The following is a 16,028-nucleotide window of genomic DNA, read 5'->3' on the forward strand; positions in this document are numbered from 1 at the left end:
CCGCAGTACCCGCGATCAGGGTGCGGCGGGAGAGGGCGCGTCGCGGGGCGGGCGCGCGCAGCGGGGCGGTGGTGACCGCGGCGACTTCCTCGATCCGGCGCGACAGGTCGGTCAGGAGCGGTTGCGGCAGCAGGTCGGCGAACGCGCCGGCGTCGAACGGCCCCCACCGTTCGGACAGCCGGTCCGGGCGCGGGCGTTGCGCCGGCTCCGGTGAGAGGCAGGCGGCGAGCGTTTCGCGCAGCCCGTCGGGGGTGCCGGTCAGGTCGGGGGCGGCGCCGTCGCGCAGGAGTTGCAGGGTGCTCTGCCGGCCGCGGGCGTCGTAGGGGCCGTGTCCGGTGGCTGCGAACACCAGGACGGCGGCGAGGGCGAACACGTCGCCCTCCGGGCCGGGCGGCCCGCCCCGGGCCTGCTCGGGGGACATGTAGGCCGGTGTGCCGGCCACTCCCCCCGCCTCGGTGAGGCGGGGGCTGCCGGGGGCCTGGGCGAGGCCGAAGTCGATGAGCCGGGGACCCTGCGCGGTGATCAGTACGTTGGAGGGTTTGAGGTCGCGGTGGACGAGTCCGGCACGGTGCAGCGCCGCGAGGGCGGCGGCGAGGGCGGTGCCGAGTCCGCGGACGGCCCCCTCGGGCAACGGCCCCCCGGCCGCCACCGCCTCGGCCAACGAGGGGCCCATGAGGTAGGCCGTGGCCAGCCACGGCATCGTCGTGTCCGGGTCCGCGCCGAGGAACGCGGCGGTGTGTTCCGCTCCCAGGGACCGCGCGGCCTCGGCCTCCAGGGTCAGGCGCTCCCGGTAGCCGGGCCGGTCGCGCAGGTCGGCCCGTACGGTCTTGACGGCGGCCAGCCGGCCACCGGGGGTGCGGGCCAGGAAAACGGTTCCCATGCCGCCGCCGCCGAGCCTGCCGAGGAGCGTGTACGCGCCGAGCCGTTCGGGGTCGTCGGGCAGGAGGGGCAGGAGCGTGGACATGGCCGGTGGGATCCTTCGCGACGGGGGCTGCGGGGCGGGCGGAGGCTGCGGGGCCGGGCCGGCACGTGGACGGCGCCGGGTCGTGGTGCGGGGGGTCCCCTCAGGGGACGACCCACGCGCGGAGCGGGCGCGGTCAGTCCGCCGGAAGGGCGATCACCGCCGATGGCCGGGCGACGAGCAACACGCCTGGCGCCGGGACCAGTTGGAACGGTTGACGGGCCTCCACCCCGGCGAGCCCCGCCTGCCACAGGCGTTTGCCCGAGGGGAGGGAGGTCGCGGTGACCTGGTTCAGGGTCGACAGGTACAGGGTGCGTCCGGACGTGCTCGTCACCATGCCGCCGACCATGAACCACTCCAGGTTCTCGTCGAGGCTCTGCGTCCACAACGTCCGTCCGGTGTCCGGTGCCAGGGCGACGATGGGGCCCCGACCGTCGTCCGCCAGGTACAGCGTGCCGCCGGCCACGAGCGGCCGGCAGTTCGTACCGACGACCACGGCCTGCGATTCCCACAGCCGGGTGCCGGATTCCAGGTCGTAGGCCTGCGCGTGCCCTCGTGACAGCAGGAACAACCGACCGCCGGCCGCCGGGTCCACCGCGGAGGTGGGGCCGGCGTCGACGTCGCGGAAGGAGCGGTTCCAGAGCATGCGTCCGCCGGTCCGGTCGTAGCCCGCGATCGCCAGCGTCCGGACGGCCGTGACGTCGTGGAACAGTTCCTGGGGCGGCTCCGTCACCTCCACGACGACGGTCCGCGGGCCGACGAAGGCGGCCAACCGGTAGTCGAAGCCGGCCGGTAGCGGCGTGCGCCACGACTCCTTGCGCCGGTCCAGGTCGAAGGCCGCCAGCAGGTGACCGCCCGAAGGGTTCCCGTCCCCCACCACCAGCCACGCGGTGGTGCCTTCGACGGCCAGGACGCCGGAGAGGTTCTCGAAGCGTTGCAGCCATTGGGCCCGGCCCTCGCTCAGCGAGCAGAGCGACATTCCCTCGCGCGTGATCACCAGGAAGCGGTCTCCGGGCACTTGGGCGAGCGGACTGCTGCCGCTCACTCCGGGCATCCGCCACACCTCCTTGCCCGTCCGCAGGTCGTGCCCGTACAGGTCGTCGCCGCGCAGCATCAGGAAGCGGTCGGCGCCGGTGACCGGAAGGAGCCGCGTACGGGCCGTGTTGTCGTCGAAGCGCCACAGCGCGGGCGGCGGCATCCCGGGCACCCGGGGGCTCGTGCCCGTCGCGGCGCCGGCCCCGGACGTCGGCCCGGTCCGGCCGTCGTCCCCGGTGAGGGCGGACCAGGCGAGCGTGCCGGACGCGCCGAGGGCCGCGCCGGCGAGCAGGTGGGTCAGGAGCCGGCGGCGGGTGGGGCGCGGGCCCGGTGGCGTCGTGGGGGTGTGCGGTCCGCCGGCCCCCCGCGGGTGCGGGTCGGCGTGCGGGTGTTCGTACGGGTCGCCGTCCGGGCGGCCTGCCGGTTGACCGTGCGGACCGTCGAGGGGCCCCGGTGGGCGGCCGCGGGGTGAGGGGTCGTCGTCCGTGGAGGCCGGGCCGTCCACCCGGCGCCCGGCGTCCGGGTCGGGGGTGTCCGTGTACGGGGCGTCCGTGGGCGGGGTGTCGGCGTCCCGGGTTTCCGTCTCCAGGTCGGCGATCTCCTGCGCGCGCACGGCCAGGGCCGCCACGATCCGACCCGGCAGCGGGCCCACGGGCGACGGGCCGTCCTGCCCTGCCGGCCGCCGCTGCCCGTCGGCCGGGCCTCTGGCCGTCTCCGATCCGTGGAGCGCCATCGCCCGGTGCAACTCGGCGGCCGTGGGCCGGTCGGCCGGGGCGGGTGCCAGTGCGGCTGCCACGGCCCGCCCCAGTTCGCCGGGCAGCGCGGGCAGTTCGGGCCGGTCGTGGACGGCCCGGTAGGCCAGCACCGGCGGCGGGCCGTCCCCGAAGGGCAGTCGCCCGGTGGCCGTGTGGATCAGCAGGACCGCGAGGGCGTACACGTCGGCGGCCGCGGAGGAGGGCCGGCCGGCCGCCACTTCCGGGGCCATGAAGGCGGCGGGAACCGTCGACACGCGGCTCCGAGGTTCGGCCGGCGCGGGCCCGGTGGCCCGGCGTCGCGACCGACCGTCCGGGTCCGGTTCGGGCTCGCGCCCAGGCCCAGGCGCGGACTCGTGCTCGTGCTCGTGCTCGTGCCCAGGCTCGGGCTCCGGCGCCGGATCGGGCTCCGGCGCCGGATCGGGCTCCGGCGCCGGTTCCCCTTCGGGTCCGGTGAGCGTGCGGCAGGCGTGCAGGGCCATCAGCAGGGGGCGGCCCGTGGTGAGCCACACCCCTTCGGGCGCCACGGCGCCGTAGCCGATGTCCCGCGCGTGCAGGGCGGCCAGGGTCGCGGCGACCTCCGCGGCGACCCCCACCGACCGGTCCAGGGACAGGATCCCGGCCCCGGAACCGGGCCGTCCCGCGACGTCGGCCAGGGACACGGCGGGGGTGTACGCGAGGGCCACCCAGGAGGGAACGGTCCCCGTCCCCAGGTCCAACACGGCCGGCACCCCCGGCACGGGGGCCCGGTGCAGCGACCCGGCGGCCTCGTACGCGGCCGGGGGCAGGAGGCAGACCACGGCGTGCCCGTGATCACGGTCCCGACCGACGTACATGCCGTGGTGCGGCGGGGCCGGCCTGGGGCCGGGCCAGCGGGCCAGCAGCCGGTACGGCCCGGTGGCCCTCGGGTCCTCGGGCAGCAGCCCCACCCCCGGATGTCCGCGTCCCATGCGTTTCCCCTCCCCCTCGTGGCCCCGGGCCGGGACCGGTCACATGCCCGGCAGGGCGCGGACGGTGCTGCCGCGCTGCCAGACGACGCCGCCCCGTACGACCGCTCCCCGCCAGGGCGTTTCGGCGCGTACCCCCGCCGCGGGGGCCGGTGCGAAGGCGTACTGTTCGGCCGCCCGCCCGGTGTCCACGACGAGGATGCCGAGCTCGGGCTTGCGCAACGGCGCGAAGACGGCGGATCCGGACACCAACGGAGCCTGGTCCTGTGCCAGTTCGTCGGCGGCCTGGACCGTCCAGGCCGGAGCCCCGGTGTTCACGTCGATGCTGCGGAGCTGGCGGCCGTCCGCCACGTACACGGTGTCACCGACCAGAGTGGGCACGCCGAAGCCGGCCGGGTCGTCGGCGGGAAGCGTCCACCTCTGTTCGCCGTCGGACCTGCCCAAACAGTTCAGGGCCCGGTGGCCGCCACCGCCCGCGACGACGACACGGGCGGACATGGCCGTCCACCGGCCGTCGCTCCCCGCGGGGCGCCGCCACACGAGGCGGCCGTCGGAGACCGACAGGGCAGCCACCCCGCCGGTCGCGGACGCCAGGAGCAGCAGTCCCTGCCCGGTGGCCGCGACGAACCCCTGCCCGGGCACCGGCGAGGGCACCCGCCAGCGCGCCGCCCGGTCCGCGGGCGCCAGCGCGGCGACGCGCCCGGCTTCGTCGAGGACGTAGGCCCGTTCCTCGTCGGCGGCGAGCAGTGCGCCCGCCCCGTCGGCCACGCGGTGACGGACCGCGCCGGTGGCGGCGTCCAGGAAGAGGAGCGTGCCGTCCGGGGCCAGCGCGACCGGGCGCCGGCCGCCGACGAGGGCCCGGGCGGTCGGACCGCGGCCGCGCCGTTCACCGGACACCGGATCGTGCAGGGCCACCCCGCCGTCGCCGTCCGCGAAGCACACGGCCCCGTCGGCGCCGACCGGCCCGAAGGCCGGTTCGGTGGCGGCGCCGTCGTACGTCCACAGCGGTTGCGGGACCGTGCCGGGCGGCCCGCTCCAGCGGGGTGCGGGGGGCCCGGCGGAGCCGTTGGCGTCCCCGAGGCGCAGCAGGGTCGTGGCGCCGGTCGCGGTGAGGAGCGCGGCCGCGCCGGCGCCGGCGAGGAGCCGACGTCGGGCGGGCAGCCGGGGGCCGGCGCCCAATGCGGCGGCGGCCCGCCGCATCTCGGCGGCGTCGGCGCTCACGGCGGGCGGGAGCCAGCGGGTGGCTCGGCGCAGGGCCGCACCCTGCGGGTCGAGTTCTCCGGTCACCTGCGCGGCGGTGGGCCGGTCGGCCGGGCGCTTCTCAAGGCAGCCCCGGACCACCGGGAGCAGTGCGGAGGGCACTCCGGCGAGGTCGGGGGCCTCGTAGGCGATGCGGAAGTCGGCGCGGACCGGGTCGCCGTCGAAGAAGGCGTGCCGGCCGGTCAGCGCGAACACGAGCAGCGCACCGAGGCAGAAGACGTCGCTCGGCGGTCCGAGGGGCCCCTTCACGACCTGCTCGGGCGACATGTAGCCGGGAGTTCCGGGTCGCTGCCCGGTCGCGGTCAGGGTCGCGTCACCCGCCACCCGGGCGATCCCGAAGTCGACCACCCGGGGCCGGTCGGAGCCGAGTATGACGTTCGACGGCTTGAGGTCGCGGTGCACGACACCGGCCCCGCCGAGGGCCGTCAGCGCCCTACCGAGGGCGGCCGCCAGGACGCGGACGGCGGGCGTCGGCAGCGGACCGTGCCGCAGCACGGCATCGGCGAGCGTGGCCCCGGGTATGAACTCGGCTGCCAGCCAAGGAACTTGACCAGTGGCCGAGGAGCCGAGCACCGCCGCGACGAAGGGGCTGCGCACCGCCGCCGCCGCCGCGGCCTCGCGACCGAACCGTGCGCGCAGGTCGGCGTCCCGGAAGAGTTCGGGGCGGATGGTCTTGAGGGCGACGGCACGGCCGCGGCGCCGGGCCAGGTAGACCGTACCCATGCCCCCGGACCCGAGCACCCCCAGGATCCGGTGCCCACCGAGCTGCGCGGGCGCACCTCCCGGCAGGGGGGCGATCACTGGTCTCATGCGCTTGATCGTAGGTGCGCCACCCCCAAGGGGCCCCGCAATCAGGAAAGTTGAAGGAACGGCCCCGCACGAGCCTCCGTGCCGCGCCCGGCGGGCGCGTTCCGGGTCCGCGGAGACACGGGTCGGCGCCCCTACGATGGGGCGGGTGACCGAGACTCCGCCTTCGGGCCCGGAAATCCACGACGTTCGCCGCGTTCGGCTCGCCGAGGGCGCGGCCCCCACCCTGTCCCCCGCCCTCGAAGCGGCACGGGACCGTGAGTGGGAGCGGGCCGTGCAGGCCAACCCGGCGCTGTTCGACGGGCCGGTGGTGGGGTGCGTGGAATTCCGACGGATCGATCCCGACACGCTGTTCCTGCGCTGGGCCGCGGTGATGTACCGGCACCGGGCGTTGCGCCGGGTGCCCGGTGCGCGGAAGCTACCGTCCCTGTTCGTGAACGCGGTACAACCGACCGACGAGGGACGGGTTTTCGTTGCGCGGATGTCGGCCTCGACCGCCACCCCCGGACGGTGGCAGTTGCCCGGCGGAGCCGTCGAGCCGCCCGGGGCCGGTGAGGTGCTCGACGAGGCCTCGCTGGGCGGTCAGGCGGCACGTGAACTGGTCGAGGAGATCGGGGTCGAGGTCGAACCGTCGGACCTGCGGCTGTGGGCGGCCACCCGCGGCGCGCACGGCAGTGTCGGGCTGACCCACCTCGCGCCGCCCCGGCCGGAGGCGGAGTTGCGCGAGCGGTTCGCCGCGCTGGTGGCGGCGGAGCGCGCGGAGGGCCGCGAACCCGAGCTCGACGCGATCGCGTTCGTGCGTTGCCCGGACGAGTTGGCGGCCTTGGCGGGACCACACGTGGACTACCTGGAGATGATCGTGCGCCGCTACACCGGAGCCGCGCCCCGGCCCGGGGTCTGACGGGGGGGCGCACGGCGAAATCGCCGCCACCTGGGCCGGGTTCGGATTTCCCGTTCCGGGCCCGGGCGCGGGCACGGGCACGGGCACGGGCACGGGCACGGAACGTGCGGATCAGCCGGGCAACCCGGCAACCGGGCACCCGGGCGTCCGGGTCCCGCCGTTCGGGCTACCGGGTGCCGCATGCCGCGGTCCCGGCCGGCTGGGAGGCGGCGGCCGACGGGGACGAGGCGGCCGACGGCCGCAGCTCGACTCCCCGCGGGCCGGCGGCTCCCGTCGGGTGCCCGCCCGTGCTCCTGCCCTCCCCTGCCGGGCAGGGGCCCGGGGGGCCTGTCGGTGGACACCCGTCGTCGCCGGGGGCCGACGGGAGTCCACCCCCACACCCTAGGAGCACTCCCACATGGCGGCCTGTGTGCCGGAGCTGGTGCTGCGGCCGGGCATGTCGAGACACATCCAGGTGGGGGCGCCGCTGGGGGTGGTGCCGCTGATCCAGTAGCCGTTGTCGCCGTCGATGTTGTCCGTGTCCCACCACTTCTGGTTCAGACCGCCGTTGCAGTCCCACTGGACGATCTTGGCGCCCCGGGTCGCCCTGCCCCCGGAGATGTCGAGGCACTTGCCGGAGTTGGCGTTGCGCAGCTGGATGAAGTTGCCGCCGTCCGTGACCTCCGACTTCCACAGCCCCTCGCTCGCCGTGCCGCATTCGGCCTGGACCACCGGGGCGCCGTTGTCGTTGGAGCCGCTCTTCACCTTCAGACACATGCCGCTGTGGTTGTTGACGATCTCGGACCGGCTCCCCCGCTTGCGCAGTTGCCACAGCTGGTTCGGGGCGAGGCTCGCGCTCGTGTCCGAGGCGGTCTGCGCGGTGGGAGCCGTCGCGGAGCGGGCCTCCGCGGTGCTCATGGGAAGGAGGCTCGTCCCGGCGACCGCGATCAGGGCGACCAGCGCCGAGCGGGCGGACGTGCGCTTCGTGAAGTTCATGCTGAGTGCCTTTCGTACGCGGACCTGCCGCGGGTGCGGCGGCGCCGGTGGCGACGGGAGGTGAAGCCGGACCGCGGGGGCCGGTCCGGCGCGGTGCCCACTCTGTCCGCCGGTCCGGTCCGCGCACATCGTGGAAGACCACGAACACGGAGCCCGGCCCGTCCTCGTGGTCCGCACCCCGACACCCCTACGAGCCCGCCCCCTTCCGGGCCCCGGAACCTCACCGGGCTCGCGTTCCCCCGGCGGCGTCCGTGCCGGCCAGGCCCACCGCGAGTTGGGTCCGGCGGTTCACCCCGAGCTTGCGGAAGGCACTGGTGAGGTGGGACTCCACGGTGCGGCGCGTCAGGTGCAGGGCCTCGCCGATCTGCGCGTTGGTGTGTCCGAAGGCGGCGAGGTCGACGACCCGGCGTTCCGCTCCGGTGAGTGCGCTCGGACCGGTCGTCGCCCGGGTCGTGGTACGGGCGTTCGCGGCGCGCAGCGCGGCGCGCGTCGCCCGCAGGAGCCGGCCCGTCGGCACGGGTTCCGGGCCGGCGACGGCGCCTTCACCCGCGCCCGCGCCGCCCGGGGCGACGCCGGCGTGACCGTGCGGGGCGTACGGGTCGCCATCGGTCCCGGGTGACGGGAGCAGCAGGCGGACCGCCTCCGCGTCGGCGGCGCGCAGGTCGTCACGGCCCCGGCGGCCGAACCCGGCTTCGACGCGGGCCCGGCCCAGGTCGATCAGCGTCTCGATGCGTTCCACGGGCGCGGGCGCCCCTTCGAGCAGCGCCGCCGCCTCCACGAGCGATTCCAGGCCCCGCCGCCCGCCGACGGCCGCGGCATGGGCCCGCAGCGCCCTGCCGACCGTGCGGGGGGTTCCCCAGCGGCGCGCGTGGTGCAGTTCCTCCTCCGCGAGCTCGCGGGCCTCGGCCGCCCGGCCGAGGCGGGCCAGGACGAGGGCCGCGCCGGACCGCCACGGCGTGGCCACGGGGCTGACGAAGTCCCGGGCGCTCTGGCCCGTGCCGCAGGCGAGGTGGTCGTCGAGGGCGGCCTCCCACCGCCCCTCGATCCCGTGGAGCAGGGCCCGGGCATGGCGCAGTTCGTTCCACTCCCAGGAGCTGTCGGCGGTGGCGGTGTCGGGGGTGGAGAGCAGTTGCCAGGCCTGGTCGCGCTGCCCCAGTTCGTACCGGGCGAGCGCCACCATGGAGACCAGGTGGGGTGCGCGGATGCCGCGTCCGGTGCAGGTGTGGGCGAGTTCGGTGTTCTCGGCGATCACGCGTCGGAAGTCCCCGGCCCAGAGCGCGGCCTCCGCCCGGGCGCTCAGCAGGCACTGCAGGCCGACGTCGGTGAGGTCCGGTCGTGCGGGCGGTACGGGAAGTGCCTGCTCGGCGAGGGTACGGGTGTCCTCCAACCGGTCCGCCCACTGCAACAGGGTGGCGGCGCTGCCCAGCCAGGCGGTGCGCAGCAGCGGGTGGACCGGCGCAGCGGCGAGTCGGGGCCGGATCCGGGCCAGGACCTCGGCCGCGGAGAGGAGCCCGGCGCCGGTCTCGTACTCGGTGATCAGCCCGCAGACCAGCGGTTCGACGGTGGCCGGGGCGGTGGGCGCGAGGGCGCGCAGGCCCGCGATGGCGTTGCGCCAGGCGACGGCGTCGTGCGAGGAGATGAGGGCGGTGACGGTGCGCAGGACGTGCACCAGCTCGTCGTCCTCGGCGGCGCCGTGGCTCGCCCGGTGCAGGACGCTCAGCGCGCTCTCCGTGCGGCCGCCGGCGACGAGGGCCGCGCCGAGGGCGGGTGCGGCGGCGGCGCGTTCCTGGCGGTCGGGGTGCAGGTCGAGGCCCTCGCGGAGCCTGCGGATGCCGGCCTCGGCGCTGTGCGGGAATTCCAGGGATCCCAGGCGCAGGGTGAGAGCGGCGTGCCGTTGCCCGGTCGGCGTCGGCTGCGCGCGCAGCACGTGGCGCAGCAGCGCGGCGGCCTCCTCGGTGTGCCCGGCCCGGACGGCCTCGTCGACGGCGTCCTCCAGGCAGCGCGCCATCCACGCCTCGCGGAGGTGGTCCAGGCGCAACAGCCGGGCGGCCACCTGTGGGGCGGGGGCGCCGCCGTCGTGGAGGAGCCGGGCGGCGCGGGTGTGCAGGGCCGCCAGTTCGGCGGGATCGGCCGCGTCCAGCACGGCTTCGAGGGCGAGCGGCTGGGAGAGCATCCGGGCCAGCGGGGTGCCCGGCAGGGCCGTCGCCTGCCGGGCCGGCAGCAACGGCATGGCTTCTCGGAGCAGGTCGGGGCCGGTGGCGGCGGAGCACTGGGCGGTCGCCGCGAGGGCGAGGACCGTACGCCGGGTCTCCTCGTCGGCGCGGTGCCGGATCCAGCGGGTGATCGCGTCGCGGTACCGGACGAGCCCGGGCCCGTCGCAGTCCGACGCGCACCGGGGGCGCTGGCCAGTGCGCGGGTCCCGACCGACCGGGTCGAGGGGTCCGGCGGCGGGGCGTCCCGGGGCGAGAGAACCGGCGCCGGCGGATCCCGGCTCGGCGATACCGGTGCGAAGACCGACCGGGTCGACGGGGGCCGCGTCGAGGCGCCCCGCGTCACCGGCACCGGCACCGGCACCGGCCCAAGAGCCGACCGGGCCCGGGGAACCGGTAGCAGGACGTCCCGAATCGGCGACACCGGCCCAAGAGCCGACCTGGTTCAGGGGACCGGCAGCAGGACGTCCCGAATCGACGGCGCCGACGCAAGGACCGGCCGGGCCCGTGGGACCGGCAGTAGGACGTCCCTGATCCAGGGAGCCTGCGACAGAGCGTCCCGAGCCGCCGGCAGCGCCGACCGGGCCCAGGGACCCGGCAGCACGGCTTCCCCGGTTCAAGGGGTCGGTGGGTGGACGGGGCGGGGTCAGGGGGTGGGTCAGGTCGGCGAGGAGGGCCTGGAGGAGGGCCGGGTTGCCGCCGGTCGCGTCCCAGCACATCGCGTGCCGTTCGGGCGGCAACCCCTGGTCGCGCGCCAGCCCCGCCGCGGCCTCCGGCCCGAGCGGGGGCAAGGGGTGGCACACCCCGGTGGCCCGGGGCAACCAGCCGACATCGGTGTGCTCACGGCATTCGGCGGTGGCCAGCAGCAGGACCGGCAACCCGACGATCCGGCGGGCCAGGTATCCGGTCCAGCGGCGGGAGACGGGATCCGCGCAGTGCAGGTCGTCGACGGCGAGCAGGACCGGCCGGTCGCCGGCGCTGCGGGCGAGCAGGTCCAGCAGCCGGTGGAAGACCTCCTGCTCCTGCCCGCCATCGGGGTCGGTGAAGGGGATGCCGCGGGTGGTGGGGAAGACCTGGCGCACGAGGGCGAAGGGGAAGTCCGTCTCCTCGGGTGCGCACCGCGCCGACCGTACGCGCACGCCGTCGTCGGCGCTCGCGCCTCGGACGACGGCGTCGAGGACCGCGCTGCGGCCCCGGCCGGGCGGTGCGGCCAGCATCAGCCAGCTGCCCCTGCCGGTGCGCGCCCGGTCCAGTGCGGTGGCCGCGGCCCGGAGCACTTCGTCGCGTTCGACCAGTACGTGTATCACTTCCGCCCCTCCCACACTGCTTGCCGACGGCTGCGTGCCGCCCTCGGCCGGCGCCTGCCGGGCGTCCGTGAGAATCATGCGGGGACGGAGCGCGGGAAGATGGATGATCTTCGGTCAGATTTGCCTGAATGGGCATCAGTCGGGCCAACTCGGCCAAAACGAAGTGGAATTGACCGAAAACCGAAGCGGCGGGGAGTCGGGCGCGCTCCTGCCGGGGCGATCCGGTCACCCGCTCCTTCGTCCGGAGGGCGCACGGCCCGGAGGTGGCGGCAGGCCCTGCCGCCACCTGCTCCCGGCTCGGGCCGGGGCGGTCGGACTGCGCCCCCGGCCCGTGACGCATACGCTCGGATGGAGGCTGTCCGAGCCCTGGAGGTGGGTCATGTCCGAGGGGAACGACGCGGTCGGGGCCGATCGCGCGCTGAAGGCCCGCCACCGGGCCATGTGGGCCTGGGGCGACTATCCGTCCGTCGCTTCGCACGTCATCCCGGAGGTGGGTGCCGAACTCGTCGGGGCGTGCGGGGTGCGGCAGGGAGACCGGGTACTGGACGTGGCGGCCGGCGCCGGCAATGCCGCCATCCCCGCCGCCCTCGCGGGGGCGGACGTCGTGGCCAGCGACCTCACCCCCGAGCTGCTCGAAATCGGCCGTAACCTGGCCGGGGTGCGTGGGGCCGACCTGGAGTGGCGCGAGGCGGACGCGGAGCACCTGCCCTTCGCCGACGCGGAGTTCGACGTCGTGATGTCCTCGTTCGGGGTCATGTTCGCCCCGCACCACCAGGCCGCCGCCGACGAACTGGTGCGCGTCTGCCGCCCCGGCGGGACGGTGGGTCTGGCGAACTGGACGCCGCAGGGGTTCGTCGGCCGGATGTTCGCGACGATGAAGCCGTACGCTCCGCCCCCACCGCCGGGAGCCCGGCCGCCGCCCCTCTGGGGCGAGGAGGAGCACGTGTACGGGCTCCTCGGCGACCGCGTCACGGACGTCGACGCCCAACGTCGCACCGTGCGCATCGACGCCTTTCCGCAGCCGGGAGCCTTCCGCACCTTCTTCAAGGCCTGCTACGGGCCGACGATCGCGGTCTACCGTGCCCTCGGGGACGACGCGGACCGGGTGGCGGCGCTGGACGGCGAACTGGACGCGCTGGCCGAGGAGAACACCCGCGACGGGGTGATGGAGTGGGAGTACCTGCTCCTCACCGCCCACCGGACGGGCCCGCCCGCCTGACCGCCCCGCCCCCGTTCGGGCCGGCGGCCGGCTCGGCCGGCCGCCGTGCCCCTCAACCGTCCCTCCCCCGCCGGCGCGGCCCTGTCATTGCGCCGCCGTCGCCGCGGGGATGTCGACGCGGGCGGCCCTGCGTGCCGGCCAGAGCGAGGCGAGGAGCGCGCCGGCCAGAGCGATGAGTACGCCGAGGGCGAGGCGCCCCCACGGAATCACCAACGTGTAGCCGACGACGCTCTCCTGGAGGGTGCGCCCGAGGGCCCAGCCCAGGAAGACGCCCAGGGCGGTACCGAGGCCGGCGCCGAGTCCGCCGAGGAGCAGGGCCTCCAGTCGGATCATGCGGGTGATCCCGGAACGGTCCATGCCGAGGGCCCGCAGGGTCCCGATCTCCTTGCGGCGTTCGAGGACGGACATGGCGAGGGTGTTGGCGATGCCGAGCGCGGCGATCACGAGGGCCATGCTCAACAGGGCGTAGAAGACGTTGAGCTGCTCCCCGATGGACCCGCTCTCCTGCTCCCGGATGCCGGGCTCGTCGAGGACGGCCAGGGCGGGGTTGTCGCCGAGGGCGCGGGTGACGTTCCCGAGGGCGGTCGGGCCGGGACCGCCGTCCGCGGCCAGCAGGATCGCCGCGGTGCTCGGGTTGGGGTCGTAGCGGGCGACGAGTGCGTCGGGGGCGGTGATGCTGGGCAGCAGGTTGCTCTGCTCGTCCGCCCGGTAGACGGCGCCGATGGTGACGTTGCCCTGCCCGCCGTCCTCACGCCGCAGGGGGAGGGTCTGGCCGACGTGCCAGCCCGCCTTCTCGGCCTTGAAGTCGGCCACGGCGATCCGGCCCTGGGCGAGGGAGTCGAGGGAGCCCTCGATCACGTCGTAGCGGAGCAGCCGGCCGATGGTTGCGGGGTCGACGCCGGTCAGTACGGACGGGACGCCCGCCAGTTGGTACGCGGTGGACTGGTTGAGCGGGCTGAACGCGGCGCCGGGCAGCTTCTTCAGGGGCTCCGCGGTCGCGGGGGTCATCCGCATGCCGCCCTCGGCGGGCTTGATCAGGTAGTCGGCGGCGAAGTCGTGCGTGGTCGCCCGGTCGAGGTACTGGGCGGCGGATGCCCCGAGCACGGAGAGCCCCGTGGCGAGGGTCAGCGCGATGGCGAGCGCGGCGGCGGTGGCGCCGGTACGACGCGGGTCGCGCACGGTGTTCCGGGCGGCGAGGTCGCCGTGCACCGGGTGGAGGCGGGTCAGCAGCGGCCGGAGCAGGGCGACGAACGGCCTGGACAGCAGCGGGATGAAGCCGATCGTCCCGGTCAGGGTGAGGACCGCCCCCAGGCCGATGACGGTTCGGGCGTCCTTGCCCGCGGCGAGCGCCCCGTACAGCGAGGCGGCGGCGCCGGTGAGCAGCAGGGCGGCGCTGAGGCCGGTGCGCAGGGAACCCGTGCGGGCGGGCGCCGCGGGCTCGGCCGCGCCGAGCGCGGCGACGGGCGGGATGGCCATGGCCCGGCGGATCGGAAGCCATGCGGCGATCGTGGGCAGCGCGGTGCCGACGAGCAGCGACGTGATCACGGTGCCCGGGGTGAGGACCAGCGGGCCGGACGGGGCGTCGGAGGACGCGAAGACCGTCCTGAGCAGGGCGGCGACCCCGGTACCGGCGGCGAGGCCGGCCACGGAGGCGAGGGCGCCGACGAGGAGGGACTCGGCCAGCAGGATGCGTCGTACCTGTTTGCGGGTCGCTCCGACGGCCCGCATGAGGGCAAGCTCCCTGGTCCGTCGGGTGACGAGCATGGTGAAGGTGTTGGAGATGAGGAACGTGGCGACGAACAGGGCGACCGCCGCGAACCCCAGCAGGATCTGGCTCATCGTGTCGCTGTCGTTGGTGGCGAGGTTCTCCTGGATCCGGGCGAGCTGCGCTCCGGTGGCGGCGCCTGTGTTCGGGGGGAGCACCGATTCGACGCGGGCCAGGAGCTGCACGGTGTCGGTGCCGGGCGCGGCCGTCACCTCGACGGTCGCGTAGCGGCCGGGCTGGAGGAAGAGCCGCTGCGCGGTGGCCTCGTCGAACAGCGTCAGGCTGCCGCCGGAGGGCAGCTTGGTCCCGTCGGTGCGGAAGATTCCGCTGAGGGTGTAGGAGGAGGCGCCCTGGTTGGTGCCGACTCGTACGCTGTCGCCCACCCGGTGGCCGCCCTTCCTGGCGGTGGCCTCGTCGAGGGCGATGGTGTGGTCGCCCGTGGGGCCGGAGCCCCGGACGAACCGGTAGGCGGTGTCGGTGCCGTTCGCCCCCGGGGCGAAGTTGCCGCCCCGGTGGGACGTGTCGTTCGCGATCGGGCGGCCGTCGCGGCCGGCGACGGCGGCGAAGCCGTCGACCCGGCCCGCGGCGCGGGCGACGCCCGGAACCTTGGCCAGGGTGGCGACGGTGGCGGCGTCGACGCCGGCCGGTCCCCCGCCGGCGGGGGCCCCTTCGGGGAAGACGCTGACGGCGAGGCGTTCGTAGCCGTCGGTCGCCCGGGCGGCGGTGGCCCGGCTCAGGCTGTCGCCGAAGACGAGGCTCCCGGAGACGAAGGTGACGCCGAGCATGACCGCGAACGCGGTCATCAGCAGGCGGGCCTTGTGCGCGAACACGTTGCGCAGGGCGGTACGGAACATGGGGTGCGGATCCTGGGATGTGGGCTCGGCAACTGCGAGCGGGTGGCTTTCGGTCGGGACCGGGGGGACGGCGCGGCCGGCGACGACGGCCCGTCGACGCCCGTCGTCGGGCGTCCGACGTCCGTGGGAGCCGTCCGGCGTCAGTCGGTGTCGTCCTGCGTCCGTGGGAGTGGGGCGGCGTCTGCCGGTGTCGGCCGGCTTCAGTCGCCGTCGGCCCGGTGTCAGCCGGTGCGGGAGCGGGAGCGGGCGTCGAACGCCTTCATCCGGTCGAGCACCCGGTCCGCGGTCGGCTGCGTCATCTCGTCGACCAGCCGACCGTCGGAGAGGAACACCACGCGGTCCGCGTAGCCGGCGGCGACGGGGTCGTGGGTGACCATGACGACGGTCTGGCCGAGCTCGCGCACCGAGTCGCGCAGGAAACCGAGCACCTCCGCCCCGGAACGGGAGTCGAGGTTCCCGGTGGGCTCGTCGCCGAAGATGATCGCGGGGCGGGAGACCAGGGCCCGGGCCACCGCGACCCGCTGCTGCTGCCCGCCCGACAGTTGTCCGGGCCGGTGCCCGAGACGCTGCGAGAGGCCGACCATGGACACCACGCGGTCCAGCCACTGGCGGTCGGGGCGGCGCCCGGCGATGGTCAGCGGCAGCGTGATGTTCTCCAGCGCGGTCAGCGTCGGCAGCAGGTTGAACGCCTGGAAGATGAACCCGATCCGGTCGCGGCGCAGTTGGGTCAGCTGCCGGTCGCCGAGCGTGCCGAGTTCGGTCGTGCCGATCCGGGCGGATCCGGACGTGAACGAGTCGAGGCCGGCGGCGCAGTGCATCAAGGTGGACTTGCCGCACCCGGAGGGCCCCATGATCGCGGTGAACCCGCCCTCCCGGAAGGAGACGCTGACCCGGTCCAGGGCGACGACGCGGGTGTCGCCGCTGCCGTAGACCTTCGACAGGTCGGTAGTGCCGGCGGCCGCGGTGCCGGTCGCCGTCGCGTGCGGGGGGAACGGCGTGTGCGGGACAAAGGGGTCGACGGTCACGGGGGCTCCA

The 16,028-nt window shown here is 75.7% G+C and carries 9 protein-coding genes; 2 read left to right on the forward strand and 7 right to left on the reverse strand.

The features are described from left to right. The 3 genes from ACFVS6_RS04320 to ACFVS6_RS04330 all read right to left on the reverse strand — a co-directional run. On the reverse strand, positions 1-964 hold a 964-nt coding region (locus tag ACFVS6_RS04320; RefSeq protein ID WP_389700500.1), incomplete at its 3' end, for a protein kinase. Between the two features lie 133 nt (positions 965-1,097). Continuing rightward, positions 1,098-3,698, reverse strand: coding sequence for a PQQ-binding-like beta-propeller repeat protein (locus ACFVS6_RS04325; protein WP_389700502.1), 2,601 nt, complete (start codon positions 3,696-3,698; stop codon positions 1,098-1,100). A 39-nt stretch (positions 3,699-3,737) separates the two neighbouring features. After that, entirely contained in the window at positions 3,738-5,765 is a 2,028-nt protein-coding gene (locus ACFVS6_RS04330; RefSeq protein WP_389700504.1) for a PQQ-binding-like beta-propeller repeat protein, read from the reverse strand. A gap of 145 nt (positions 5,766-5,910) precedes the next feature. Between ACFVS6_RS04330 and ACFVS6_RS04335 the strand changes: the two genes are divergently transcribed. Then, the gene (locus ACFVS6_RS04335) at positions 5,911-6,663 is read left to right on the forward strand and encodes an NUDIX domain-containing protein (protein ID WP_389700506.1); all 753 of its coding nucleotides are present in this window, start codon (positions 5,911-5,913) and stop codon (positions 6,661-6,663) included. Between the two features lie 381 nt (positions 6,664-7,044). On the opposite strand, the gene ACFVS6_RS04340 is transcribed toward ACFVS6_RS04335, so the two are convergent. Together ACFVS6_RS04340 and ACFVS6_RS04345 are read right to left on the reverse strand one after the other, a co-directional pair. Continuing rightward, positions 7,045-7,638 carry an RICIN domain-containing protein gene (locus tag ACFVS6_RS04340; protein WP_389700508.1) on the reverse strand — a complete coding sequence of 198 codons (594 nt, stop codon included), beginning with the start codon at positions 7,636-7,638 and terminating at the stop codon, positions 7,045-7,047. 220 nt (positions 7,639-7,858) lie between these two features. Beyond that, positions 7,859-11,155: a LuxR C-terminal-related transcriptional regulator gene (locus ACFVS6_RS04345; RefSeq protein WP_389700510.1), complete on the reverse strand. Its 3,297-nt coding sequence runs from the start codon at positions 11,153-11,155 to the stop codon at positions 7,859-7,861. A 379-nt stretch (positions 11,156-11,534) separates the two neighbouring features. On the opposite strand from ACFVS6_RS04345, the gene ACFVS6_RS04350 reads away from it, so the two are divergent. After that, positions 11,535-12,374 carry a class I SAM-dependent methyltransferase gene (locus tag ACFVS6_RS04350; protein WP_389700512.1) on the forward strand — a complete coding sequence of 280 codons (840 nt, stop codon included), beginning with the start codon at positions 11,535-11,537 and terminating at the stop codon, positions 12,372-12,374. A gap of 84 nt (positions 12,375-12,458) precedes the next feature. On the opposite strand, the gene ACFVS6_RS04355 is transcribed toward ACFVS6_RS04350, so the two are convergent. Both ACFVS6_RS04355 and ACFVS6_RS04360 read right to left on the reverse strand, forming a co-directional pair. After that, entirely contained in the window at positions 12,459-14,993 is a 2,535-nt protein-coding gene (locus ACFVS6_RS04355; protein WP_389700514.1) for an FtsX-like permease family protein, read from the reverse strand. A 221-nt stretch (positions 14,994-15,214) separates the two neighbouring features. Further along, on the reverse strand, positions 15,215-15,934 hold the full coding sequence (locus tag ACFVS6_RS04360; RefSeq protein WP_389701120.1) for an ABC transporter ATP-binding protein: 720 nt from the start codon (positions 15,932-15,934) through the stop codon (positions 15,215-15,217). Between the last annotated feature and the right edge of the window lie 94 nt (positions 15,935-16,028).

The sequence above is a fragment of the Streptomyces sp. NPDC057939 genome, assembly GCF_042887545.1.
Taxonomy (GTDB): Bacteria; Actinomycetota; Actinomycetes; order Streptomycetales; family Streptomycetaceae; genus Streptomyces.

Excerpts from the sequence above, each read along its gene's own strand:
- ACFVS6_RS04325 (WP_389700502.1), bottom strand. The coding sequence starts at position 3,698 with ATGGGACGCGGACATCCGGGGGTGGGGCTGCTGCCCGAGGACCCGAGG.
- ACFVS6_RS04330 (WP_389700504.1), bottom strand. The coding sequence starts at position 5,765 with ATGAGACCAGTGATCGCCCCCCTGCCGGGAGGTGCGCCCGCGCAGCTC.
- ACFVS6_RS04340 (WP_389700508.1), bottom strand. The coding sequence starts at position 7,638 with ATGAACTTCACGAAGCGCACGTCCGCCCGCTCGGCGCTGGTCGCCCTG.
- ACFVS6_RS04350 (WP_389700512.1), top strand. The coding sequence starts at position 11,535 with ATGTCCGAGGGGAACGACGCGGTCGGGGCCGATCGCGCGCTGAAGGCC.
- ACFVS6_RS04355 (WP_389700514.1), bottom strand. The coding sequence starts at position 14,993 with ATGTTCCGTACCGCCCTGCGCAACGTGTTCGCGCACAAGGCCCGCCTG.